This is a genomic window from Enterobacter cloacae complex sp. P15RS (genome assembly GCF_014895905.1).
In the GTDB taxonomy this organism is placed as follows: Bacteria; Pseudomonadota; Gammaproteobacteria; order Enterobacterales; family Enterobacteriaceae; genus Enterobacter; species Enterobacter quasihormaechei.
Genome location: NZ_JADBQL010000022.1, coordinates 1 through 24,472 on the forward strand (window position 1 = coordinate 1; position 24,472 = coordinate 24,472).

Annotated in this window: 19 protein-coding genes and 1 pseudogene; 16 read left to right on the forward strand and 4 right to left on the reverse strand. The window is 50.3% G+C overall.

Annotated features, from left to right (window positions below; translation table 11 throughout):
- Positions 1–50: 50 nt before the first annotated feature.
- Both tssI and IM267_RS13690 read right to left on the reverse strand, forming a co-directional pair.
- Positions 51–2,135: a type VI secretion system tip protein TssI/VgrG gene (gene tssI, locus IM267_RS13685; RefSeq protein ID WP_193033585.1), complete on the reverse strand. Its 2,085-nt coding sequence runs from the start codon at positions 2,133–2,135 to the stop codon at positions 51–53.
- A gap of 69 nt (positions 2,136–2,204) precedes the next feature.
- On the reverse strand, positions 2,205–2,723 hold the full coding sequence (locus IM267_RS13690) for an Hcp family type VI secretion system effector (protein ID WP_063451218.1): 519 nt from the start codon (positions 2,721–2,723) through the stop codon (positions 2,205–2,207).
- 619 nt (positions 2,724–3,342) lie between these two features.
- Between IM267_RS13690 and tssB the strand changes: the two genes are divergently transcribed.
- The 16 genes from tssB to IM267_RS13770 are packed head-to-tail and all read left to right on the forward strand — an operon-like array spanning position 3,343 to position 23,234.
- On the forward strand, positions 3,343–3,837 hold the full coding sequence (gene tssB / locus IM267_RS13695; RefSeq protein WP_063451217.1) for a type VI secretion system contractile sheath small subunit: 495 nt from the start codon (positions 3,343–3,345) through the stop codon (positions 3,835–3,837).
- A 23-nt stretch (positions 3,838–3,860) separates the two neighbouring features.
- On the forward strand, positions 3,861–5,348 hold the full coding sequence (gene tssC, locus IM267_RS13700) for a type VI secretion system contractile sheath large subunit (RefSeq protein ID WP_193033586.1): 1,488 nt from the start codon (positions 3,861–3,863) through the stop codon (positions 5,346–5,348).
- Positions 5,345–5,779, forward strand: a complete 435-nt coding sequence (gene tssE / locus IM267_RS13705; RefSeq protein WP_193033587.1) for a type VI secretion system baseplate subunit TssE — start codon at positions 5,345–5,347, stop codon at positions 5,777–5,779. The genes tssC and tssE overlap by 4 nt, the downstream gene beginning before the upstream one ends.
- Positions 5,780–5,784: 5 nt before the next feature.
- Positions 5,785–7,662 (forward strand): type VI secretion system baseplate subunit TssF, encoded by a 1,878-nt coding sequence (gene tssF, locus IM267_RS13710; RefSeq protein ID WP_193033588.1) that lies wholly within the window; start codon positions 5,785–5,787, stop codon positions 7,660–7,662.
- On the forward strand, positions 7,626–8,672 hold the full coding sequence (tssG, locus tag IM267_RS13715) for a type VI secretion system baseplate subunit TssG (RefSeq protein WP_193033589.1): 1,047 nt from the start codon (positions 7,626–7,628) through the stop codon (positions 8,670–8,672). The genes tssF and tssG overlap by 37 nt, the downstream gene beginning before the upstream one ends.
- A 24-nt stretch (positions 8,673–8,696) precedes the next feature.
- On the forward strand, positions 8,697–9,989 hold the full coding sequence (gene tagH / locus IM267_RS13720; protein ID WP_193033590.1) for a type VI secretion system-associated FHA domain protein TagH: 1,293 nt from the start codon (positions 8,697–8,699) through the stop codon (positions 9,987–9,989).
- A 29-nt stretch (positions 9,990–10,018) separates the two neighbouring features.
- Positions 10,019–10,519, forward strand: coding sequence for a type VI secretion system lipoprotein TssJ (tssJ, locus tag IM267_RS13725; protein WP_370551737.1), 501 nt, complete (start codon positions 10,019–10,021; stop codon positions 10,517–10,519).
- Between the two features lie 2 nt (positions 10,520–10,521).
- Entirely contained in the window at positions 10,522–11,865 is a 1,344-nt protein-coding gene (gene tssK, locus IM267_RS13730; protein WP_193033592.1) for a type VI secretion system baseplate subunit TssK, read from the forward strand.
- 3 nt (positions 11,866–11,868) lie between these two features.
- Positions 11,869–12,624 carry a type IVB secretion system protein IcmH/DotU gene (gene icmH, locus IM267_RS13735; RefSeq protein ID WP_193033593.1) on the forward strand — a complete coding sequence of 252 codons (756 nt, stop codon included), beginning with the start codon at positions 11,869–11,871 and terminating at the stop codon, positions 12,622–12,624.
- A gap of 9 nt (positions 12,625–12,633) precedes the next feature.
- Positions 12,634–15,336 carry a type VI secretion system ATPase TssH gene (gene tssH / locus IM267_RS13740; RefSeq protein ID WP_193033594.1) on the forward strand — a complete coding sequence of 901 codons (2,703 nt, stop codon included), beginning with the start codon at positions 12,634–12,636 and terminating at the stop codon, positions 15,334–15,336.
- A gap of 26 nt (positions 15,337–15,362) precedes the next feature.
- Positions 15,363–16,004 carry a type VI secretion system-associated protein VasI gene (gene vasI, locus IM267_RS13745; protein ID WP_226848091.1) on the forward strand — a complete coding sequence of 214 codons (642 nt, stop codon included), beginning with the start codon at positions 15,363–15,365 and terminating at the stop codon, positions 16,002–16,004.
- 19 nt (positions 16,005–16,023) lie between these two features.
- Entirely contained in the window at positions 16,024–17,430 is a 1,407-nt protein-coding gene (gene tssA, locus IM267_RS13750; protein WP_193033596.1) for a type VI secretion system protein TssA, read from the forward strand.
- 19 nt (positions 17,431–17,449) lie between these two features.
- Positions 17,450–20,989 (forward strand): type VI secretion system membrane subunit TssM, encoded by a 3,540-nt coding sequence (tssM, locus tag IM267_RS13755; RefSeq protein WP_193033646.1) that lies wholly within the window; start codon positions 17,450–17,452, stop codon positions 20,987–20,989.
- Between the two features lie 43 nt (positions 20,990–21,032).
- Positions 21,033–22,385 carry a VasL domain-containing protein gene (locus IM267_RS13760; RefSeq protein WP_193033647.1) on the forward strand — a complete coding sequence of 451 codons (1,353 nt, stop codon included), beginning with the start codon at positions 21,033–21,035 and terminating at the stop codon, positions 22,383–22,385.
- 18 nt (positions 22,386–22,403) lie between these two features.
- Positions 22,404–22,883: an Hcp family type VI secretion system effector gene (locus tag IM267_RS13765; protein ID WP_107533775.1), complete on the forward strand. Its 480-nt coding sequence runs from the start codon at positions 22,404–22,406 to the stop codon at positions 22,881–22,883.
- Positions 22,884–22,898: 15 nt separating this feature from the next.
- Positions 22,899–23,234, forward strand: coding sequence for a hypothetical protein (locus tag IM267_RS13770; protein WP_193033597.1), 336 nt, complete (start codon positions 22,899–22,901; stop codon positions 23,232–23,234).
- An 83-nt stretch (positions 23,235–23,317) separates the two neighbouring features.
- Here the strand turns inward: IM267_RS13770 and IM267_RS13775 are convergent, their stop codons facing one another.
- Both IM267_RS13775 and IM267_RS21280 read right to left on the reverse strand, forming a co-directional pair.
- Complete coding sequence (locus IM267_RS13775) at positions 23,318–24,049, reverse strand: hypothetical protein (protein ID WP_193033648.1); 732 nt, start codon at positions 24,047–24,049, stop codon at positions 23,318–23,320.
- 202 nt (positions 24,050–24,251) lie between these two features.
- Positions 24,252–24,416: pseudogene (locus tag IM267_RS21280) on the reverse strand (GNAT family N-acetyltransferase); the annotation flags it as partial.
- Between the last annotated feature and the right edge of the window lie 56 nt (positions 24,417–24,472).

Genomic DNA, 24,472 nt, shown 5'->3' on the forward strand with positions numbered 1-24,472 from the left:
TTATCAGTTCCTTCTGTTAATGGTTTTTATGTTCTGGTCCTGTCAGGGCTTCACGACTCCGGCGCGTCCGGTGGCGTTTTTGCCGCCCCGCAGTTCCAGTTAATCACCGGCCCGTCGCCGCTGATGATCTGTGCCCCCTGAAGGTTTATCGCCGTACCGTTCAGGAAGATGCCGCCGTCCTGCGTCAGTACCAGCCTGGCCTGGCCACAGACCAGCTCAAGATGTTCTCCGGCGCTGTAGACCGCCACTTTCCCAGCACTTTCCCTACGAGTTTTTCCCACCGTGAAGTTGACGTTTTCCCCCACGCTGACGTCATACCCTTTACCAACCAGAAGGGATTTCTGAATACCGACCTGCGAGGACTGCATCAGCGCCACGGAGGTATTCATCACCCCCCCTACAGTGGTCTGATATGCCACCCCTACGCTCAGGGCGCGAACGATACCCACCGTTTCTGCTTGATTCAGCCCGACGGTGACAGACTGGTTCTGCCCGATGGTTTCCTGCTGGTTCTGTACCACCGTCTGGGTCTGATTCTGCTTAACGGTAATCACCTGATTGGCACCGATAGTTTCTGTATGATTCACCTTCACATCGGTGGTGCGGTTGTTCAGCACCTCGGTGTCCATGTTTTTCTGCGCATGGATATAGATCTGCTCATTGTCTGTCGCATCCTCAAACCGCAGTTCATTAAACCCGCTGCCTTTATAGGTTTTCGAGCGGATGGTCATCTGTGTTTTCGTGCCCGGCAGACGTCCCGGGGAGCGGTTATTCTCGTGGTAAGCGCGCCCCATAATAATGGGCTGGTCCGGGTCGCCATTGAGAAAGTCGACAATCACTTCCTGACCCACTCGCGGAATGGCTAGATTGCCGAAGCCCGTTCCCGCCCATGCCTGCGACACCCGCACCCAGCACGAACTGTCCTCGTTCGCATTGTTATAGCGGTCCCAGGCGAACTTCACCCGCACGCGACCGTATTCATCGCAGAAAATTTCCTCGCCTTCCGGCCCCGTTACCGTCGCGGACTGAGGACCATCCACCCGGGGTTTAGGCAGCGGCGCAGAATGCCATGTTCTGTCTGCCGGTATCACATGAACCTGATTTTTGAGCGTGGTGCCTTCACCCGTGGAACCCGGCACAGCCTGTGGCTGTTCGCCGCGCATATCGCAGCTCACTACCTGCCATGTGGTATTCAGGCTTTCCAGCGGATGCCCCGTCATCGTAAAGCGCATCCCCGGCCATAACTTCGGTGAGCCTGTATTGCACAGGGCTGTCTCAGCACCGTTACGCAGACCTGCCACCTGCCTGCGGACAAATTCCTGACCGTGCTGCTCATCCTTGAAACGCCCCGGATAGTCAAAGATTTCGTACTGGTCACGCTGCCAGCCGATATTTTCTCCGGCATGATCAAATCGCCCGCGCCATTTTGGTCGTTTAAACGTGTAATCCTGCGAGACCACAGAGGAAGGACGAACCTGGAAACTGTGACTGAACTGGTCAATATGGTCGGTGGTCGTCCCGGAAGACTTATCCGGGTTATACGGGATTTCTATAGGATCAGGGAGGTATGCCACGTTATCAGCAAGAATAAGCCACTGACTGACACCATCGTCAGCATACTCTTCATAAAAAAAGATACCCTCCTCCGCCATCAGCCGGAGCAGGAAATCATAATCCGTTTCGCCATACTGGACACAGAATTCACGCGACGGATGGGCATCTCCCAGCAGAGGGCTGTACTCGGTCACGCCATTCTCGCCCAGCAGCGTGGTGATAATGGTTTCGATATCCTGATTCTGAAAACTGCGAAAATTCTGCCTCAGGGCGCTGCGCCAGAACGGGGGGTGAATTTCCAGCCAGTAATCGGTCCGCTGACCGTCTGACTCTCCCCGGCTGAAGCCGGTAACAATACCTTTCACGTGGCGAAGAAGAGATTCTCCTTCCCAGATTTTCAGGCTGGCGGTTTTTTCCGTCACCATCTCATGACTCAGGGAGGTGAAGTATTCACTGGATACGCTCACGTCAATGCGAAAAAGGGAAGAAAGCGACTCGTTCAAGCAAAAATCGACCACCGGGAACATATTCGATGGGAGCCCTTCAATATCCAGCGTAAAACGCAGTCCTTGTGACGACATAGCAACCTTCCTGATCCTACAAAATATTAAGGCACTCCATAAAACGAAGTGCCTTTCATGCTAAAAAGATTACGCTTCCAGCGGGGCCCGCCAGTCGTCAGCACCGGAAGTACCCGCAGTAACGTGCTCCCATTCGATCTTACGATAAGCTAAAGACACTTTAATTAGTTGGGTGAATTCACGCTTTTCCGCATCCTGGCAGTGCGGCATAGTGCAGTCGATATCCACAATAGTGGAGTCAGTAAGGCGGGTGGTGAAGAAGTGCTCCTGCTTCCCTTCAACAGACGTTCTGTACCAGTGCAGTTCTGTCTTTGGCAACATTTCTCCAGAAGCCAGCGCGTTATATAACAACGGAACTGATTTATTCAGTGCAACGGTGAAAATAAACGGCTTATGTGCGCGCTGCCCAGCAGGCTGACCGGATTGAGGATCGGTTGGTACTGTGACAGTATGCTGAAATTCCTGTACCAGCATCTCATCTTCATGCCCCTGAACGTAGATATTACCCACAGATTCCGCAGTAAACGCGCCCTGTGTAATATTTCCCTGGGTCTTGCCGGTAATAGAGATATAGCACGGTGTTGGCATTTGCAAACTCCTTTACAATTTTGATTACATATAAATAACAGTTATTTGCTGAAGAACACATCATCAGTATCAATTAATCACTCAACTCATTAACACCTGACAAATATTATCCAGCACCCATAACCACTGTATGATTGATAAAATAAGACACAAGTATCACCCGAGTAATACTAATAACTCACTTGATGCCCCGCAATAGTAGGGAATCGGACCTATAAAAAACAAACCATCGCATAAGCAAGAATCCACACCTTCCATGCGTCGCAGCCTGAAAATCATTGAAAAAGAGAAAGGCAAGTCTCTAAAAAATGCATGACCTTTACTCAAAGCTCTCCTTTAAAATTCATTTGAGTATCTAACAACAGCCAAGTAATATACATGATATGGATCACGCAAAATTATTTTCAATGATCTATCTTTGGAAAGACATCACAAACAAAAACAGTGCACACACCAAAGATATCAATGATAAGCTACTGAAAAACAAACAATTAAGACTTGTTATCGCAGTTTTCTCTTATTTATTATCATTGAAATGAATTAATCGAAGCAATTAAATAATGGGAATCTATTATACCACTCGGTTTGCCAATATATTATTCACAAGGATTATATTCATATGAATAGCAAAAAAAACGATGGAAGCGTTGCCCCAAAAGAGAGAATTAATATCCGTTACGTACCCAAAACGGATGGTCAGCAATCCGAGATCGAACTTCCGCTCAACCTGTTAATCACGGGCGACACGGGAAAATCGGACAACTCATCTTTAGATGAGAGACATGCTGTCTCCGTTAACAAAAACAATTTCAATTCGGTTATTTCCGAGACAGGAATAAATCTGAATTTTAATGTCAAAAACCGGCTCAGCGAAACACCTGATGACGAGCTATGTGTCCACATGGATTTGAAATCGCTGGATGATTTTTCTCCCGACAGCATCGCAAAGCAAGTGCCCGAATTGAAGAAGCTTCTGGATCTGCGTGAAGCGCTGGTCGCACTTAAAGGTCCGATGGGAAATATCCCGCAGTTCCGCGCGCAGCTTCAGGCATTGCTGGAGAACGAAGAAACTCGCGAACAGCTTCTCAAAGAACTGGATATTGTTAACAAGTAAATCTAAACAGGGAGGTATTTAGTATGTCTTTACAGGAAGAAACTCTCGTTGCCGACCATGCAAAACAGCACAGCGAGTCTACCTCACTGCTGGACCAAATCATGGCGCAGACTCGTATTCAGCCGGAATCAGAAAGCTATGATATCGCCAGACAGGGCGTAACCGCATTTATTGCCAGTATTTTGCAGGGAAACCATCAGGAAGAACCCATTAACCGGTTTGCCATCGACAGTATGATTACTGAAATCGATGAAAAGATGAGCAACCAGATGAATGAAATAGTTCATTCAGATAAATTTCAGCGCGTGGAATCCTTCTGGCGTTCTCTGAAACTGCTGGTTGACCGCACCGATTTCCGTGAAAACATTAAAATCCATGTACTGCATGCAACGGAAGAAGAGCTGCTGGACGATTTTGAATTTGCACCAGAAATCACACAGTCTGGCTACTACAAACATGTCTATTCTTCTGGTTTCGGACAATTTGGCGGAGAGCCAGTGGCGGCGGTGATTGGCGCTTATGCGTTCAAAAACACCACGCCCCATCAGAAACTGATGCAATACGTTACAGCGGTCGGAGCTATGGCGCATGCGCCTTTTATTTCCGCTGCATCCCCAGAGTTTTTCGGTCTCAACTCATATACAGAACTGCCAAATATCAAGGATCTTTATGCCATTTTTGAGGGGCCAGCCTATTCAAAATGGCGTTCTTTGCGTGAATCCGATGATTCACGCTACCTGGGGTTGACTACCGTTCGAACCCTGCTCCGCCAGCCTTACTCCGCGACTGAAAACCCAACTAAGTTATTCAATTACAGAGAGGATGTAAGTCAGTCCCATGAACACTTCCTCTGGGGAAACAGTGCGTTTGCGCTTGCTTGCAACATCACGGACAGCTTTGCTAAGTACCGCTGGTGTCCGAACATTATCGGGCCGCAGAGCGGTGGTGCGGTAAGAGACCTGCCGGTACATTTGTTTGAAGCTATGGGACAAATTCAGTCCAAAATCCCGACAGAAGTACTGATTACTGACAGGCGTGAATACGAACTTGCTGAAGAGGGCTTTATCACCCTCACCATGCGTAAGGGCAGCGATAACGCGGCGTTTTTCTCCGCAAGTTCGGTGCAGAAAGCTAAAAAGTTTCCTAATACACCGGAAGGCAAAGCTGCGGAGACAAACTTCAGGCTGGGTACGCAGTTACCATACCTGTTTATCATCTCCCGCCTGGCGCACTATATCAAGGTTCTGCAACGTGAGCAGATTGGCTCATGGAAAGAACGCGGCGATCTTGAAAGGGAACTGAACACATGGATCCGTCAGTACGTTGCCGACCAAGAAAATCCGCCGGCAGAAGTTCGCAGTCGTAAGCCGCTCCGCGCTGTCAAAATTGAGGTTCATGATGTAGAAGGCGAACCAGGCTGGTATCAGGTGGCCCTCTCTGCACGTCCCCATTTTAAATACATGGGTGCAAGCATTGATCTGTCGCTTGTCGGACGGTTGGATAAGGAATGACCGTAATGTTACCGGGCCGGGGTAGATTTGCAGGTACGCTGTTTGAGCGTATCCGTAACGCTCATGCTGGGATGGAGCGCAAAACCAGCGCGACAACGCTCAGGCAGTCTATTTTCCAGAATCTGCAAAATATACTTAATACCCGGCACGGTAACTGTCAGGGCACGCCTGGCTTGGGCATCGTTGATTTCAATGACGCGGTCACCCCCACCACCGATTTTTATCAGGTAATCACGAACACGATCCGTGACTGTATTCTGCATTATGAACCTCGGATCTCCGCCGTCGAAGTATCCGCGGTCATGGCAGAGAGTAACACCCCGCTGGATTTGCGTTTTCATGTTGTAGCCACGCTGAACTTCGGGGGTATTAGAGATGCGATGGAATTCGACATGTCTATGAGTACTCACCAGCACTTCAAAATGGACTGACTGCTATGGCATTTGATGAAAGTTATTTCCGGCAGGAACTGGATTATCTTCGACAGCTGGGCAAAATGCTGGCAAAGGAAAAGCCGCAACTGGCCAGTTTTCTCGCAGAGAAAGAGGCCGACCCGGACATTGAGCGCCTTCTGGAAGGTTTTTCACTTCTGTCAGGAAAACTGAGACAAAAAATTGAGGACGAATTCCCGGAATTCACCTACAGCCTCATAAATCTGCTGTTGCCCAATTATCTCCGTCCGGTTCCCAGCATGACGGTGATAGAGTACACGCCGGATGTCCATAACCTGACCACAGAGATTCTGATCCCCCGGAATGAGACGGTGCTGTCCGCACCGGATAAAGACCATTCTTTTAACAATGTATTTACCCACGGGAACGAAGAGCAGGATCTATCTCTTTCGTGTACGTTTACCCTCTGCCGTGACGTATGGCTGCTGCCCGTCAGCATCAGCAATGTGGAAAATCATAGCAGCCATAAATATGGCGTAATTGATATAACTTTTGCAGTCAACCCGAACGCCGATCTAAGCAAAATAGACCTCAACAAGCTGCGCTTTTGGCTGGGAAATGATGATAACTATACCCGATATCAGCTTCATCTGTGGCTAAACGAGTACCTGCTGGATGCTGAAATCCTTGTCAATGAACAGCATATCGCTTTGCCTGATTTCATGCCGGTACCTGTCGGATTTGAAAAACAGGATACCCTTCTGCCGTGGCCGAAAAATACCTATAGCGGTTATCGTATCTTGCTGGAATATTTTTGTTTCCCGGAAGGTTTTTTCTTTTTTGACATCAAGGGGATCCGGCCTCTTCCAGCTAATTTGTCGGCCTCTGCTTTTACGCTGCGGTTGCGTTTTTCCCGTCCTTTGCCACTGGATATCAAGCTCCGTAATGATTCACTGCGCCTGTTCTGTACGCCGGCAGTTAATCTCTTCAGCCATCAGGCAGAACCCATCTCTCTTGATGAAACCAATCGTGAATATCCGCTACGCGCCAGCCGCAGATTTCCTGACGCTTACGATATTTTTTCTGTTTGTGATGTCTACAGTCAGAGCAAAGAGTCCCGCAGAGGCTCGCATAAGACAAAGGGAGATTTTTCTGTCAGCACACGTCCTGAACTGGCACAAGGCGTTTACCACTGGCCCAACTTTGAAAGTTATAACCACCAGGCGGAATATGGCCAGCATAATGAGGTCGTTTATTACCACCACAGGACAAAATCATCGCTGTTCCGGAAGGGGATGGATCATTCTCTTTCTTTTGTTCATGCGGACGGTAGCCAGCCGGAAAGCACATTACTAAAAAATGAAACTGTCTCAGTTTCCCTACTTTGCACGAATCGGGAACTCCCCACACATTTGCGCGTGGGAGACATTAATACCGCTACGGGGAAAAATGCAGCGGTGGTATCCCTTCGTAACGTGACACACCCGACACAGCCCCTTCCCCCCGTAGAGAATGGGAAGCTGCACTGGGCGCTTATATCCAGCGTCAGTCTGAACTATTTCTCACTGCTGGATAAGAACGCACTGGTTCAGGTTTTAAGAACTTATGACCGCCACGGAGCAGGAAGTCCTCAAAAAGCCCGTTTATCCCAGCTGAAACTGGATGCAATTCAACGTTTGGAGACTCATCCGGCAGACAGTCTTTTCAATGGCGTACCTGTGCGCGGACTGACATCAACCCTCTGGATCGATCCACGACCTTTTACCTGTGCAGGAGAGGTGTATTTGCTGGGCTCGGTACTGTCGCATTTCTTTTCTTTGTATGCCAGCGTCAATTCATTCCATGAACTGACCGTCGTTAATACTGAAAATCAGGAGACCTGGGAATGGCAGGAAAAAATGGGCCAGCACCCACTGATCTAAGCGAACCAGAAGCGTTTTCTTCAGCAAATATCCGCCGGTATAACTTCTTTACGCTGGCAGAAATACTGCGCAGGAAAAAATCGATTCCGGATCCCAACTTTCCTCTGCGGACAGAGCCCTCGCAGGAAGCGATTCTGTTTCATTCTGACAGCAGCATCGCGTTTCCTGGAAGTGACGTTAATCATCTGACTAAAAATCAGAATGATCAGTATGTGGTGACAACAGCATTTCTGGGACTCACTGGAAGCCAGTCGCCCCTGCCGGGCTATTACCTGGAAGATATGGCTTACGAAGCCGCACATGAAGGCAGCCCTGTTGCAGAACTTCTTGATCTGTTCAGCCATCGCTGGACGCAGTTTGTCTGGCAGATCTGGCGTAAATATCGCTATCACATCTGTTTTCGACATGGCGGCGTAGATGTTTTTTCCCAACGCATGTTCGCTCTGCTCGGCCTGGGAAGCCAGGAAGAGCGAAGTAAACTAACTGTTAATCACTGCAAAATGCTGGCCTATGCCAGCATACTGGCCAGTCCCGGACGTTCGCCAGAAGTGATCTGCAATCTCATCGCACACTGTTTCGATTTGCCCGACGTGACGTTACAGAGCTGGCAGTTACGCAAAATGGATATTCCCTCTGGTAAACAAAATCGTCTGGGTATGGTGGTAAAAAAAGGCCACCGCATTTCCGGGCAGAAATCCACGCTGGGCCGCAACTTCACTCTTGGGGCACGAGTACCTGACCGGAGCGGAAAATTTCTCTTATGCATCAATAACCTCTCACGGGAGCGCTTTCTTTCTTTTCTTCCCTCCGGTGAAAATTTTGAACCGTTATCCATGTTTGTTGCGTTCATCCTGCGCGACCAGCTTGCATGGGATCTCCGGCTGGGTTTGGCACCGGATCAGGCCGAAGGAATGCGGCTCGGGGACAAGAAAAACGCGCGCCTGGGCTGGACAAGTTTTATAGGCAAACCGGAAGAACAACCCTTCATAACGATTAAAGGCCGGGGATAAATAAACATTCATATGGAGCAGAGAATGCAGGAAGGAAAACAACAACACTCCCCAACCCTGTCCCTACAGGTCATTAACGGTAATGAGCTGGAGAGTGGACGTGCGGTGTCGGCCCTGTTCACCACCGATGGAGGTAGCGTCGGCCATGCAGAAAGCTGCCGCTGGTCAGTCCAGGATCGTGGAAACACTGTCAGCGAACAGGCATTTACCGTCATCTGGCACGACGGCGCATTCTGCATAAAGAGCCACTCGTCAGACATCGCTATTAACCAGGCGCCGGTGCCTGTCAACTCAGGTCTGGTACGTCTGCGTCAGGGCGACGAGATCCTGTTGGGATCTCTGACGCTAAAAGCTTTTTTGCATCAGGGAGAAATCATCAGTTATGACAAACAGATGGCAACCCCGGAAACCATTGTGATGAATCGCGATAACCTGGTGAATACCCTGCTTACAACTGACGGCCAGCCGCACTATCCAGGAATGTCCATACGACATGATATTGCCCAAACCGTCGCGCACGCATTTTCAACCGATCCCTTGCAGGTGCTACAGACCGAGTCACTGACTAATATGCCTGGAGCATACAATACCTCTCCCTCCAGCACGCCGCCAATGTCGGATGTAACCGAATCAGGGGGCATCGAGCATCGTTTTATGGATCTGCCGGCATCCGATGCTCAACAAAATACCGATGAATCAGGTGATGAATTTTTTCATGAGAATATGAACCATCGTCATCTTGCTCTTTCGCCGCTAATGAGAGGACTGGGCTGTTCGCTGTCCATCCGCAATTCACAGGAGGCCGATGACTTTCTGGAAGAAATTGGACGCGCCCTGCAAAAAGCCATCAAAGGTCTTCTCAACCTGCAACATCAGCAAAATAGCCTGTCGGATAAGCATCTGCGGCCTCTGGAAGATAACCCGCTACGCCTCAACCTTGATTACGATACGGCACTCAGCGTGATGTTTGCCGAAAATAGAAGTCCGGTACATCTTGCAGCGCCTTCCGCGATTGAAGAGAGCCTGCGCAATATTCATCACCATGAGCAGGCTAATCAGGCAGCCATAACCGAAGCATTACGCATCATGCTGGATGCCTTTTCTCCCGCCAGCCTGATGCGCCGTTTCGTCCAGTATCGCCGCAGCAATGAACAGCGCCAGGAAATGGACGACGCTTGGGCATGGCGCATGTACAGCAGTTATTACGAAGAGCTGGCATCCAGCCGTCAGCAGGGATTCGAAATGTTGTTCAGCGAAGTCTATGCCCAGGTTTACGATCGCGTACTACGTGACAAACAACGAGCATCAGAAGAATGAGATGGCGTAACGCAGTGTTTTACGCCGCTATGTCGTTACTGCTCGGGGCGATAACGGGTTGTGAAATGACGAAGAAAATCGGAAAAGTCATCACCGATCCAGGAATCCAGGTCGGCAGCCTGGCTACCCAACCTTCAGAGCTAACAATAACGCTGTTAACTGAGCCGGACACCAATCTCAACGGTAGCGGTGAAGCGACGCCGATAGATCTCCAGTTGATTTATATGAGCGACGATTCGAAGTTACAGGCTGCCGATTACGATCTGGTCGCCACTTCACCACTTCCTGATGTGTTGGGAAAAAACTATATCGACCATCAGGATTTCACGTTGTTGCCAGACGCCATCAAAACGCTGCAACCAATACAACTGGATGAAAAAACGCAGTTTATTGGAATCGCCGCCTATTTTTCAAGCGATCAGACAACTGAATGGAAGCAACTCGAAGCGGTAGAGAGTACCGGTCACCGTTACCGCATGCTGGTACACGTACGCCAGAGCAATATTGAGATAAAGAAGGAGGATTACTGATTATGGCGACAATGAAAAATAAAGTGGTCTGGCAGGAAGGGACGTTTGTCCAGCCCCAGCATTTTCAGCAGCAGCAACGTTATAACGACTATGTGCTCACGCATCGACTAAACGCGCAGGTTGAATTTGCATGGGGGTTTACCGAACTGTCGATTAACACTGAACTCCTGGCCCAGGGCAAGATCGCCCTCGACAGAGCCGAAGGCTGTATGGCTGATGGCACAGTATTCAGTCTTCCGGAACAGGATTATCTGCCTCAGCCATACCAGCCCGGCGATCTGTCCCGTCCGGGAAGCCATGACATTTTCCTGGCGCTTCCCGTTATCAGTGATGTGATTAATGAAATTGAAGGCCACTATAGTTCAGGGCAAACACAAGGACGCTATCGCCTGAACCGCGCAGACGTACGCGATTTGCATACCGATGGTGGTGAATCGCGACAGCTTGAGCTGGCTCAGCTTGCTCCCAGAATCATGAGTGGAGCAGAGGATCTGAGCGCATATACAGTACTACCGTTGTGCCGAATCCGTGAAAGGCTGGCGAATGGTGAACTGGATGTTGATTCTCATTTTATTCCTACCTGTCAGGCTATTCGCGTCAGCCCGGTGCTACAGAACGTCATCGGTGAGTTCCAGGGACTTATCAGTAATCGCGCCGACGATCTGGCAAAACGTATCGGTTCTCCAGAACAGAGCGGTATCGCCGATATTGCCGAATTTATGATGTTACAACTGCTCAACCGCAGCCGGATGCGTTTCACCCATCGTTCGTATCTCCACACTCTGCATCCGGAAACGGTTTACCTCGATCTGGCGATGTTACTGGGCGAACTGATGACATTTACAGATTCCAGCCGCCAGCCTTGTCCGCTGGAGGTTTACAATCACCGTGATTTAACGACCACATTCAAAACAGTGATCCCAGAACTACGCCGGGCGCTGAATACGGTACTGACGCCGCGCGCACAGAACCTGCCTCTGAGGTTCAACGATGGTATTTGGATGGCCACGGTCAACGATCCTTCATTGCTACAGACCGCCACGTTTATTCTTGCCGTTCGGGCCCGGATACCACATGACAAACTGCGGGTTCAGTTTATTCAGCAGTCAAAAGTTTCATCATCCTCCCACATTCGTAATGTCGTTAGCGTACAGGTTCCGGGAATACCTCTTCGTTCACTGACAGCGGCCCCTCGCCAGTTACCCTACCATGAGGGTTACGTTTACTTTGAACTGGATAAAGCAACGCCAGCCTGGCAGGACGTTAAAAAAGCCGGTGCTTTCGCATTACATATTTCCGGACAGTTCCCGGATTTAGATCTCCAGCTCTGGGCAGTCAGAGGATAAGCCATGAGCGATTTATCCCTTACTTCGCTGGAAAACGAGATGGACAGTTCTGGTCGTCAGTATCGCCTGTCGCTACGTGGCAATAGCCTAAATCCGATGGTCGACGCCGCTACACCACTGCTGGGGATGGTAATGCGCCTGCAAAATATGCACAGCCAGACGATGCCGGAACATCTGTTCACTCAGGTCGTCGCCGATATACAGGCGGTTGAGCAGTCACTTCAGGAACAGGGGTACGAGCCCGGCGTTATCGTCTCGTTTCGTTACATCCTATGTACGTTTATTGACGAAGCAGCGCTGGGCAATGGCTGGTCGAACAAGAACGAATGGATCAAACAATCGCTGTTAGTGCATTTCCATAATGAAACCTGGGGCGGAGAGAAGATATTTATCCTGTTGGAACGCCTGATTCGTGAGCCAAAACGCTATCAGGATCTACTTGAGTTTCTTTACCTGTGCTTTTCATTAGGTTTTCGTGGTCGTTACAAGGTTGCGGCCTCAAATCAGGACGAATTTGAGCAGGTTTACCGGCGTCTGCACCATGTCCTGCACCCAATGCGTGGCGAGGCGCCATCCCCGTTGCTGCATCAGGACAAAAAACATCAAGGCGGACTCTACAGACTGAACCAGCGTCTGACCATCAAACACGTATTTTTGGGCGGGCTAGCCGTCCTGGTGCTTTTTTATCTCTTTTATCTACTGCGCCTTGACGCCCAGACGCAGGACATCCTGCAACAGTTAAATAAGTTACTCCGATAAGGATATCCCATGATCCAGATTGATTTGTCCACGCTGGTAAAAAGACTGAACGCCTTTTCAAAACAGGCGCTGGAAGCGGCTGCGCTGGAGTGCATGAACCAGCAGGCGTCTGAAATCACCACCAGCCACGTACTGCTGCAAATGCTGGGCACCCCACGTAGCGACCTGCGGGTCATAACAGAACGCGCAGGTATAAACCATGATGAGCTTCGCAAAGCGTTGACGGCTGAAAACTGGCCTCAGACACGTACGTCCGACAGCTACCCGGCGTTTTCTCCCATGTTAGTCGAATGGCTGAAGGAGAGCTGGCTGCTGGCCTCTGCTGACATGCAAGAGACAGAGCTGCGGGGCGGTACTCTTCTGCTCGCCCTGCTTCATTCTCCTTTGCGCTACATACCGGCGACGGCTGCCCGCCTGTTAACCAATATTAATCGCGACCATTTGAGACAGAATTTTACGCAGTGGACCAGTGAATCAGCAGAATCGATAGCGCTGCGCGATGCAGGTTTCTCACCTACCAGCGAAGCAAATTTAACTGACAGCGGGCTTGCACGCTATACGAAGAACATGACCGAAGACGCCCGTAACGGCAGACTCGATCCCGTACTGTGCCGTGATAATGAAATTGACCTGATGCTCGATATTCTTTGTCGCCGTCGCAAGAATAACCCTGTAGTCGTAGGTGAAGCAGGCGTTGGCAAAAGCGCGCTGATTGAAGGACTGGCGTTACGCATCGTTGCCGGCCAGGTACCGGAAAAGCTGCGCCACTGCGAAATCATGACGCTGGATCTCGGTGCATTGCAGGCAGGCGCATCGGTAAAAGGGGAATTCGAAAAACGCTTTAAAGGGTTAATGGCAGAGGTTCTACAGTCCCCAAAACCCATCATCCTGTTTATTGATGAAGCCCATACGCTGATAGGTGCAGGTAACCAGCAAGGCGGGCTGGATATTTCCAATCTGCTTAAACCCGCTCTGGCTCGCGGCGAACTGAAAACCATCGCGGCCACCACCTGGAGCGAATACAAAAAATACTTTGAAAAAGACGCTGCGCTGTCCCGGCGTTTTCAGCTTGTAAAGGTCAGTGAGCCGACGGCGACAGAAGCTACCATCATTTTGCGCGGCCTGGCGACGGTGTATGAGCAGTCGCACGGTGTACTCATTGATGATGACGCACTACAGGCGGCAGCAACCCTGAGTGAGCGTTATCTTTCCGGACGCCAGTTGCCGGATAAGGCCATAGACGTACTGGATACCGCCTGCGCCCGCGTGGCGATTAACCTCTCTTCACCCCCGAAGCAAATCTCGGCGCTGACGACACTATGCCACCAATATGAAGCGGAAATTCGCCAGCTCGAGCGGGAGATTCGTATCGGCCTGCGTACGGACAGCGCGCGAATAGATGAGGTCCATACGCAGTACGAAACGGCACAGGCAGAACTTCTGGCGCTTGAAGACGCATGGCGTCAGCAACAAACGCTGGTACAGGAAATTATCGCTCTGCGTCAGGCGCTGCTGACGAAAGTTGCAGTAGCGGATGACAACGATGTACAGCCGGAAACTCAGGCAAATGCCAATGAGGGCGAAAAAAATGACGCGGTTTCAACATCTCCAGTAGAACGCCTTATCGCCCTAAGCGATGAGCTAAATGCCCTGCACCATACACAGCTGCTGGTCTCACCTCATGTGGACAAAAAACAGATTGCCTCCGTTATTGCCGAATGGACAGGCGTTCCCCTCAACCGTCTGTCGCAGAATGAAATATCCGTCATCACCGATCTGCCTTACTGGTTGGGAGACACGATTAAAGGACAGGAACTGGCCATTAAGCATTTGCATAAACATCTGCTGACCGCACGGGCGGACTTGCGTCGACCCGGACGACCACTCGGCGCGTTTCTGCTGGCAGGCCCCAGCGGCGTTGGCAAAACCGAGACCGTGTTGCAACTGGCAGAGCTTCTCTATGGAGGGCGTCAGTATCTCACCACCATCAATATGTCGGAGTTTCAGGAGAAACACACCGTTTCGCGTCTGATTGGCTCACCGCCGGGCTATATCGGCTATGGCGAGGGTGGTGTACTGACCGAAGCTATCCGTCAGAAACCGTACTCTGTCGTGTTGCTGGATGAGGTAGAAAAAGCCCATCCAGATGTACTCAATCTGTTTTATCAGGCATTCGACAAGGGGGAATTGGCCGATGGTGAAGGCCGGATTATTGACTGCAAAAACATTGTGTTCTTCCTGACCTCCAACCTTGGCTATCAGGTTATTGTCGAACACGCTAATGATCCGGAAAGCATGCACGAAGCCCTGTATCCGGTGCTGGCGGACTTTTTCAAACCGGCGCTGCTGGCACGAATGGAGGTCGTTCCTTATCTTCCACTGACGCGAGAAACGCTGGCCACCATTATCGCCGGAAAACTTGGCCGTCTGGAGAGAGTACTGCGCTCACGCTTTGATGCAGAAGTTGTCATTGAACCGGAAGTGACGAACGAAATTATGAGCCGCATCACCCGCGCTGAAAACGGAGCCCGCATGCTGGAGTCGATCATCGATGGTGAAATGTTGCCTCCGCTCTCTCTGCTGTTGCTACAGAAAATGGCGGCAAACATAACCATTACACACATCACGCTCAATGCGAAGGATGGCGTATTTGTTGCAGATGTCAGAGATGCTCCGGATAGCACCTTCATGAAGGATGAAGATGCCGTATGAGTATTCCGCTGAACAGGCTGTTATTTATGCTGTTGTTGGCATCATCTGCGCATGCCAGTGATAAACCGGATGCGCAAAGTACGCTTTCCTCCATGGGCACCTGTCGTCGTGAACCCGCTGCGCTGGAAAGGCTTGACTGTTACGACCGCATTCTGACGCCGCAAACGTCCGGCTTTGAAGGGGCGCTGGTCAAAGCCCGTTATGAAGGTGAAGCGTGGAAACGCGCCTTTGAGCAGGAAAAGCAGCGGGCGGATAACTCAACATCGCTAATGATGACCCGCATGGAGGGTGAAAATCCTACTGTCATTATTACCACTCCAGCGCTGGGTAACATACCACCACGCCCGGTGCTGATGTTCAGTTGCGTGGATAACATCACCAGGATGCAGGTCGCGCTGACGCATTCACTTAAAAAAAACGACCTACCTGTGACGCTCAGTACGGATACTGCTCAGCTCCGTTCACACTGGTTCATTCGTGAAAACGGAATGCTGTTAGAAGCCAGTCGGGGATTGCCCGGCATCGACGAGATCAAGTGGCTTTTCGGTGCCAGTAAGCTGACTGTCGATATGGGAACCGAAAGCGTCACCGGAAAACTGACCTTTAATATCAGCGGGCTGGCGCAGACCATTGCCCCATTGCGGGAAGCCTGCCACTGGGCTGGATAATAATAAGGAGCACGTCAAAATGGATTTGCATAACCCGGAAACCTGGCTGGCAGCACTTCTAGCTCCGCTGCCGCAAGAAAAGCTGGCGGAAGGCCTGCGCGATGATGACCCACAGTGGGAATACATCGATACAGAGATCGCCAGACTGGGATCGTTGGCGCACGGCCAGGTTGATATTGCGGCTCTTCAGCAACAGGGGCTGGAGCTACTGGCAACCCGCAGTAAAGATTTTCGTCTGATGGCCCATCTTCTCAGAACCCTGCAACACGCGGGGGATCACCTGCTGGCAATCACGCTGCTGGTACATTACGTATCCAGCTATTGGGCTACGGCATGGCCACAAAATCTGGCGCATAAAAAACGCTTCGCCACGCAGGTAATTAAACGTTTTGAACCCGGCATCAACAGCGTTGCGAAACAGGCTGACAGTACAATGAATAATTCGCTGTCCGGAGAGCTGGCGCATCTTGCTCAACTCTGGCACGAAAATAATCTCCCCGAGCTGGCTACGGCAACGGACAACCTGTCCTACCTGTACCAGCAAGCATTCCGTGATATTACCCCGCCAATTGCTGCTCCCGAATCCATACCCTCTCAGGATTCACTGATGCAGGGGGTCAGTAATTCCACCCAATCCCGGACGATAAACGCTGCGCCGATTGTCAATATTAACAGTCACGACGATAAAGCATGGCGTGATACGTTGATGAATGTTGCCAGCATTTTATGTGACCGTCAGCCGGACAGCCCGGCGGGTTACCGCCTGCGCCGCCATGCCCTGTGGCAAAGCATCACCAGCGCGCCGCTGGCTGAAAGCGATGGTCGCACGCCTCTGGCGGCATTCTCCGCCGATATCATGGCGGACTACCAGAGCCGCGCAAACAACGCGGATATTGCGCTATTAAAACAGGTGGAACAGAGCCTGATTCTGGCCCCGTACTGGTTTGAAGGACATGCTCTTTCCGCACAAATTGCCGCACGTCTCGGTTACAGCCAGATAGCAAACGCCATCAGGGACGAAATAAACACCTTTCTGGCGCGACTACCTCAACTGCGTTCAATGCTGTTCAGCGACCATTCACCTTTCATTTCTGAGCAGACGCTTCGCTGGCTAAAGCAGGGAGAAGGCGTTCAGCCCGCACGTCAGTTAATCCAGTCGGACAGTTCGCCCGACGTCTGGCAACGATTCCATGAACAAGGGCTCGAAGCCGCACTCCAGTGCCTCGAAGACCTGCCAGCAGGCGAGCCGCGCGATCGTTTCCTCCGGCTGTATCTCGGCGCGCAGTTAATGGAAAAGGCGGGAATGGTGCAGCTTGCACAGCAACACTACCGGACGTTGTTTAAAACGGGACTTCAGACAACGCTGTCCGAGTGGGAACCCGCGTTGCTGGAACAACTCGAAGAAAAGTTCACGGCAGAACAGTAAAATTATACAGGAGTTTTTTGTGTTCAGATTACCCACTTCCCGGTTTCTCAGTGGAATGAAGTCCACTCTCAGACCGGCAATGCCTCGGTTTAAAGTCTCCGTCATATGGCTTGCAGCTATTGCCTGGATAGTATTGCTGGTATGGATCTGGTGGAAAGGCCCGTCATGGACTTTGTATGAACAACACTGGCTAGAGCCTCTCACCAGTCGCTGGCTGGCAACGGCTGTATGGGGCCTCATTACCCTGGGCTGGATCATCTTGCGGGTAATGAAACGCCTGCAACAGCTGGAGACACAGCAAAAGCAACAGCGCAAAGAAGAACAGGATCCAGTCAGCGTGGAGATCCATCAGCAGCAGCGTTATCTTGACCGCTGGCTGCTGCGCCTGCATCGTCATCTGGACACCCGCCGCTTCCTCTGGCACCTGCCGTGGTATATGGTCTTGGGCCCCGTCGAAAGCGGGAAGACATCGTTGTTGCGTGAGGGGTTCCCTTCCGATGTGATTTACGAGCCGGTTAATACGCGAGGCACAGCGGAATACCCGGTACGGATCACCCCCCGCGTGGGCAAACAGGCGGTTATCTTTGACGTGGATGGTTCACTCATAGATTCGGATAAAGGCGGCAATGATGTGCTCTGCCGCCGCCTGCGGGAGCACTGGCTGGGATGGCTGGTCAATAACCGAATGCGCCAGCCGCTGAACGGCCTGATCCTGACGCTGGATCTGCCCGATCTGTTGACTGCGACAAAATCCCGTCGCGAACAATTGTTACAATCGCTACGTCAGAATTTGCAGGAAATTCGTCTGCAACTGCATTGCCAGTTGCCAGTGTATGTAGTACTGACAAAACTGGATCTGCTGCATGGTTTCGCCTCTTTATTTCAGTCACTGGATAAAAAGAGCCGGGACAGTATCCTGGGTGTAACCTTCACCCGTAATGCGCATGCAGATAGCAGCTGGCGCGCCGAACTCCGCGCTTTCTGGCAGGAGTGGGGGTCGCGACTTAATTTGGCCCTCCCCGATTTAATGCTGACTCAGGCGGGTACGCCATGTAGAAGCGCATTATTCAGCTTTAGCCGCCAGATGCAGGGGGTCGATAATCCGCTGGGTGCCTTACTGGACGGCCTGCTAGACGGCGAAAATATGGATGTGATGCTGCGCGGTGTCTATCTCACATCATCTTTGCAACGCGGTCAGGTGGACGATCTCTTTACTCAGTCCGCAGCACATCAGTATCGGCTTGAAAACAGTTCGCGGGCCACATGGCCTATGGTGGAAACTGTTCCCTATTTCACACGAACGCTTTTTCCGTCTGCCCTGCTGGCAGAGCCAAATCTCGCCGGTGAAAATAGTCTCTGGCTGGGGAACTCCCGGCGCAGGTTACTGGTATTTTCAGCATGCAGTGCGTCGCTCATCGCGCTGCTCGTTGGCGGCTGGCATCACTACTACAATAAAAACTGGCAGTCCGGCATTAAGGTCCTTGCGCAGGCAGAATCCTTTATGAGCGTTCCTCCACCGCAGGGAATTGACGAATATGGCAATCTGCAACAGCCATTGCTTAATCCCGTCCGCGACGCCACTCTCGCTTACGGGGATTATCGCGAACATAACGTTCTCACCGATCTGGGGCTGTACCAGGGAACTTATATCGGCCCGTATGTGGAGCAGACCTACCTTCAGTTACTGGAACAGCGCTATCTTCCCGCGCTGTTTAATGGCCTGATTAAAGAGATGAATAACGCGCCGCCATCATCTGAAGAAAAGCTGGCGGTACTGCGCGTCATACGAATGCTGGATGATAAAAGCGGGCGTAATAATGCAGTCGTGAAACAGTTTATGGCGAAGCGCTGGAGTGAGAAATTCCACGGGCAGCGCGATATTCAGGCGCAATTAATGGGGCATCTGGATTATGCACTGTCGCATACCGACTGGCACGCAAAGCGTGAGCAGGGTGACAGCGATGCCATCAGCCGATATGTTCCCTATGAAAAACGTGTTACGGCAGCACAACAGGAACTGAGTAAACTCCCTATTTATCAGCGAGTTTATCAAAGTCTGCGCACCAGAGCATTCAGCGTACTGCCCTCTGACCTGAACCTGCGGGATCAGATCGGCCCAAGTTTCGATAAAGTTTTTGTCGCTGGGGATGACAGTAAGCTGATCGTCCCACAGTTTCTCACCCGCTATGGCCTGCAAAGTTACTTTGTAAAACAGCGCGATGAACTGGTGAAACTGACGGCGATGGATTCATGGGTGCTGAACCTGACCCGTAATGTCACATACAGTGAAGCCGATCGTAGAGAAATCCAGCGTCATATCACTGAACAGTATGTCAGTGACTATACTGCCACCTGGCGTGCCGGAATGGATAACCTTAACGTTCGCCATTATGAGGCACTACCAGAACTCACCGATGCGCTGGAGCAAGTTATTAGCGGCGACCAGCCTTTCCAGAGGGCGTTGAATACGCTGCGGGATAACACCCAACCCGCCACCCTTTCCGCCAGACTGGACGATAAAGCACGTGAAGCCGCTCAGGCAGAACTTGACTATCAGTTGCTGATACGTCTGGGGCGTGAATTTGCTCCGGAAAACAGCGTGCTGACCGAATACAAAGATAAAACCAGTCTGTTGCAGACCGTTTATCAGCAACTTACAGAACTGCACCGTTACCTGCTGGCGATCCAGAACTCACCTGTACCAGGTAAATCAGCGCTGAAAGCCGTACAGCTCAGGCTCGATCAGAACAACAGCGATCCTATCTTCGCCACGCGACAAATGGCCAAAACGTTACCAGTACCGCTTAACCGGTGGGTTGGCGTACTGGCAGACCAGGCATGGCACGTCGTCATGGTGGAAGCGGTACATCACATGGAGCTGGAATGGAATAACACCATAGTTAAACCCTTTAACACTCAGCTTGGCGATAAATATCCTTTCAATCCGCATTCACCTCAGGATGCATCCCTGGACGCCTTCGAGCGGTTCTTCCGGCCTGATGGCCTGCTTGATAACTTTTATCAAGAAAAACTGAAGCTGTTCATTGAAAACGAACTGACGTGGGGTGAGGACGGTAATGTACTGATCCGTGAAGATATCCAGCAACAACTGAACACTGCACAGAAGATCCGCAACACCTTTTTCAGCCAGCAGAACGGGCTGGGAACTCAGTTTGCCATTGAAACCGTGGAACTGTCTGCAAACAAACGCCGGAGCGTGCTGAATCTTGACGGGCAACTGGTCGACTACAGTCAGGGTCGGAATTATACCGCTCACCTGGTATGGCCAAATTCCATGCGTGAAGGTAATGAAAGCAAATTGACACTGGTCAGTGCCGCCAGCAACAAAGCACCACGCAGCGTTACTTTCAGCGGTCCATGGGCGCAATTCCGATTGCTGGAGGCGGGCCAGTTAACCAATGTAAAGGAGAATACCTTCGATCTGCGCTTTAACGTTGACGGTGGCTACATGATCTACAGGGTACATGTGGACACGGAAGATAACCCGTTTACTGGCGGATTGTTCAGCCAGTTCAGGCTCCCCGATACACTTTACTGAGAGATACCCGGCAGAGGATTGCCGGGTACATAAGGACATGATGATGAGTAATAATGAACTCAGCGAGATTATCATCACAGGCGAAGATCCCCGTGGTTTGCCGGAGTTCAGCGCCATACGAGAAGAGATCAATAAGGCCAGCCATCCTTCCCGGCCAGTGATGGACTGGAAGCGGGTTGAATCGCTGGCGCTGGCAATTTTCAAAAAAAGCGGTGTGGATCTGCATTCCGCCACCTACTACACGCTGGCACGCACCCGTCTTCACGGACTGGCAGGGTTCTGCGAGGGTACAGAGTTGCTGGCGGCACTCATCAGCCGTGAGTGGGATAAATTCTGGCCGCTGAATCCTCAGGCACGAACAGAAATGCTCGACTGGTTCAATGCGCGAACCAGCACTGTTCTGCGACAGCAATTAACGTTCTCCACCGCTGACCTGCCATTGTTATACCGTGCCGAGCGGGCATTGCAGGTGATCTGCGACGCACTCCAGCAAAAGGCTGAACTGAAACGCCTGCCGCGTATGGAAAACCTGCTGTGGTTTATGCAAAACAGCCGCAAACAGCAGGAGGGAAATCGGTCAGGCAACGTTGCCGCACAATCCAGAGTAAGGACGCTGGTTTATACGCCGGATACACCGCAGACGCTAACATCCGAAGCCACATTATCACCTCTGCCGGAAATACCGGAACTGTCCGAAATCCGGGTTGCGGTACCTGAAAACCGGGGTGTGAACGCACTACCCACAAAGAAAGCCGGTTTTCAGCTACGTGGATTTATCGCCGGTATAATGTTAGCCGGGATGGTAGCCCTTCTTCTCTGGTGGTGGCAGGTTCGCCCACTACAGCAACAGATAGCGCAGGTGCGTGACACAGCACTGGGTGCCGCCGCTATCTGGCTTGCATCACCACAACTAAGCGACTATGAACAACGGCTTAAGCCTTTACTCAGCATATCTCCTCTCCATCCTCTGGAAAGCGGAGTCAGGATGACTCGTGTCGCAGACAGCCAGTGGCCCGAAAGTCTGCTACAGCAGCAGACCACAACGCAGTGGAATAGTGCGCTGAAGGCCCATGCTGATGGCAGCCCCAAAATGAAAGGATGGGAGCAAACAAGACAGGATTTACGGACGTTCGCAGAACTGCTAGTGAAACGGGAACAGAATAAAGAAGGGTTCACACTTTCCTATATCAAGACGGTAATTTATCAAGCTGAAAGAGCGCTGAATCAGGACGTTCCCGTAGAATACTTGCTCACGCAATATGAGGCATCAAAGATTCAGGGGCAGGATACTAGCGTACAGGAAAAAGAAATTCGAGAACGAATGGATGGCATATTAAGCCGCTGGCTGTTACTGCAAGAAAGCATTAACACAGAAACAAACAGCAATCAAAAATAATTATTTCGGAGATATTTCATGGCTAACCTTACCTATTTAACACTGAACGGACAAATGCAAGGCCTGATTTCTGCCGGCTGCTGCTCTCAGGATTCAATTGGCAATAAAGCGCAAACCGCTCACAAAGATCAAATTATGGTCCAGGAACTGACGCACGGTATTTCCCGCCAGCAAAACGTTAATCACCAGATGCTGACAATAAGAAAACCTGTCGATAAGTCTTCACCTTTACTAAATAAAGCCATCAGTGAGAACGAAGTCTTGTCTTGCGAGATTAACTTATTCCGAACCAGTCGCGCAGGAGTCAATGAACTGTACTACAAAATAAAGCTGACAAATGCCCGAATCATCGACATCCAGCTGGATGTAGCGCATGCTATTAATGATAACGACGCCCAACCCGAGGAATCCGTTTCGTTTATTTATGAAAGTATTAGCTGGGATCACTGTATTGCAGGTACCAGCGCATACAGCCTATGGAGCGAGCGGATGTTTTAAGTGGAGCCAAAGCGCATGACTACTCCGATCATTAATTCCCTCTGCATATCAGACAGCTTTTGTAAAAAACATTCGGAAGCAGTAGCTAAAACCGAGCAAATCCGGCTGATGAAAGGCCGGGAGTTACCCTACTGGCCTTACTGGTGCTTTTTGCCAGTATCCCACTGGATGAGGTTGTTTATGAGTCATCAGCAGCATCATTTTACCAAAGAACTATACCTGGAAATGCAAAAACGTCTGATACCGGGAACCTGGCATTACAGCAAGGGGATTTATTCCCCGCACCCGGCACTGATGCGTGCCCTGACGGACACCCCTATGGCATGGTTTCTGGTCAGGAAAAAAAGATAACCCGGAAGAGAGAAATTTCTTATATAAATGTCTGCCGCCATAAATCATCGGCGGCAGACGATAAAAACAGGCATAAAGCATGACTATTTAAATCTATTCACAAAATCCGCAACTACCCGCTCATATGTTTTTGCTTTGAGCTGAATAAGCTGTTGTTCGGTAATTCCATTAGAATCTGTAAATGATACTTGCTTGCTATACTCATAGTTTGTCGGGGAATAAGTCGCCCATTCCCCGGTAGCGACATCCACCACAGCAAACCGTAACAGATAGCGGTATAGAGTATCTCCTCGTGTGAGTTTTTCATTCTTATATTCCGACCACAAAACGCCCTTAGTTACAGGATCGAATCTTCCTGTTTCCAGCCTACCCCAATAAACTAAAATCGCCCTCTGTTTCCCTTTCGCTGCAATATAACGAAGAGCCTGCATATAATTCATATTTTCTGTATCAACAGCATCTTTGTTGCAAAATGCTACGTTCTTCTTAGCCGGTATACCGGGAAATGTTGATACAGTATAATATTTACTCATTTCCTGTTGCATGACAGCTTCCGGAGCCTGATTTCCCGACTGGACCAGAATAACAGATGAATGCACAGGAACGACGATTTGCTCACCACCAAGCGCATCCTGAATGTCTTCTTCAGAAATATTCAGCGTGGCCTCATTACCAAAGACATCCTGTTCTGTTAATTGTGAGGTTGTGACTACTGGAACAGTTCTTTTTTCATTTTTCTTTGCATCAATTGAAGAAACCTTACACCCTGACAATCCCCCCGCGAGAGCCAATGCAATTAAAAGTCTGAAAATCATATCTTTTCCTTTTTTCCATTCAATAGTGACCATTCAATAAACCAGCCCCCTCATTATATCCTTATAAAACGTTGAGAAAAATAATATTACAGACTCATTAAAGCGAAGGCGACCATTATATAAGCACAACAAATAGAACACTAACAGAATATAGAATAACTGTATGCAAACTTAAGAATTCACATGCTTTTTATTGAATGATTCAGTCATACACTATCGACGATGGCTCAAATCCCACACACAAGTAAAGCTCCCGCGCTTCATCAGACAATGCGTAAACTAACATCCCGCGAATGCCGGGAGACTCAGCCACCTCAATTATTCGCAATCCAACATAGTGAATCAGTGCCTGTTTAACTAGCGCACCTTAATCTACAGACAGAAAAAGGGGTCAACTCTCGGCTCCTGAATTTTAGCCAGTCA

What these genes read in the sequence shown, in the direction of transcription:
- tssI (WP_193033585.1), bottom strand. Translation starts at nt 2,135, where the DNA reads ATGTCGTCACAAGGACTGCGTTTTACGCTGGATATTGAAGGGCTCCCA.
- IM267_RS13690 (WP_063451218.1), bottom strand. Translation starts at nt 2,723, where the DNA reads ATGCCAACACCGTGCTATATCTCTATTACCGGCAAGACCCAGGGAAAT.
- tssB (WP_063451217.1), top strand. Translation starts at nt 3,343, where the DNA reads ATGAATAGCAAAAAAAACGATGGAAGCGTTGCCCCAAAAGAGAGAATT.
- tssC (WP_193033586.1), top strand. Translation starts at nt 3,861, where the DNA reads ATGTCTTTACAGGAAGAAACTCTCGTTGCCGACCATGCAAAACAGCAC.
- tssE (WP_193033587.1), top strand. Translation starts at nt 5,345, where the DNA reads ATGACCGTAATGTTACCGGGCCGGGGTAGATTTGCAGGTACGCTGTTT.
- tssF (WP_193033588.1), top strand. Translation starts at nt 5,785, where the DNA reads ATGGCATTTGATGAAAGTTATTTCCGGCAGGAACTGGATTATCTTCGA.
- tssG (WP_193033589.1), top strand. Translation starts at nt 7,626, where the DNA reads ATGGCAGGAAAAAATGGGCCAGCACCCACTGATCTAAGCGAACCAGAA.
- tagH (WP_193033590.1), top strand. Translation starts at nt 8,697, where the DNA reads ATGCAGGAAGGAAAACAACAACACTCCCCAACCCTGTCCCTACAGGTC.
- tssJ (WP_370551737.1), top strand. Translation starts at nt 10,019, where the DNA reads ATGTCGTTACTGCTCGGGGCGATAACGGGTTGTGAAATGACGAAGAAA.
- tssK (WP_193033592.1), top strand. Translation starts at nt 10,522, where the DNA reads ATGGCGACAATGAAAAATAAAGTGGTCTGGCAGGAAGGGACGTTTGTC.
- icmH (WP_193033593.1), top strand. Translation starts at nt 11,869, where the DNA reads ATGAGCGATTTATCCCTTACTTCGCTGGAAAACGAGATGGACAGTTCT.
- tssH (WP_193033594.1), top strand. Translation starts at nt 12,634, where the DNA reads ATGATCCAGATTGATTTGTCCACGCTGGTAAAAAGACTGAACGCCTTT.
- vasI (WP_226848091.1), top strand. Translation starts at nt 15,363, where the DNA reads ATGCTGTTGTTGGCATCATCTGCGCATGCCAGTGATAAACCGGATGCG.
- tssA (WP_193033596.1), top strand. Translation starts at nt 16,024, where the DNA reads ATGGATTTGCATAACCCGGAAACCTGGCTGGCAGCACTTCTAGCTCCG.
- IM267_RS13760 (WP_193033647.1), top strand. Translation starts at nt 21,033, where the DNA reads ATGAGTAATAATGAACTCAGCGAGATTATCATCACAGGCGAAGATCCC.
- IM267_RS13765 (WP_107533775.1), top strand. Translation starts at nt 22,404, where the DNA reads ATGGCTAACCTTACCTATTTAACACTGAACGGACAAATGCAAGGCCTG.
- IM267_RS13770 (WP_193033597.1), top strand. Translation starts at nt 22,899, where the DNA reads ATGACTACTCCGATCATTAATTCCCTCTGCATATCAGACAGCTTTTGT.
- IM267_RS13775 (WP_193033648.1), bottom strand. Translation starts at nt 24,049, where the DNA reads ATGATTTTCAGACTTTTAATTGCATTGGCTCTCGCGGGGGGATTGTCA.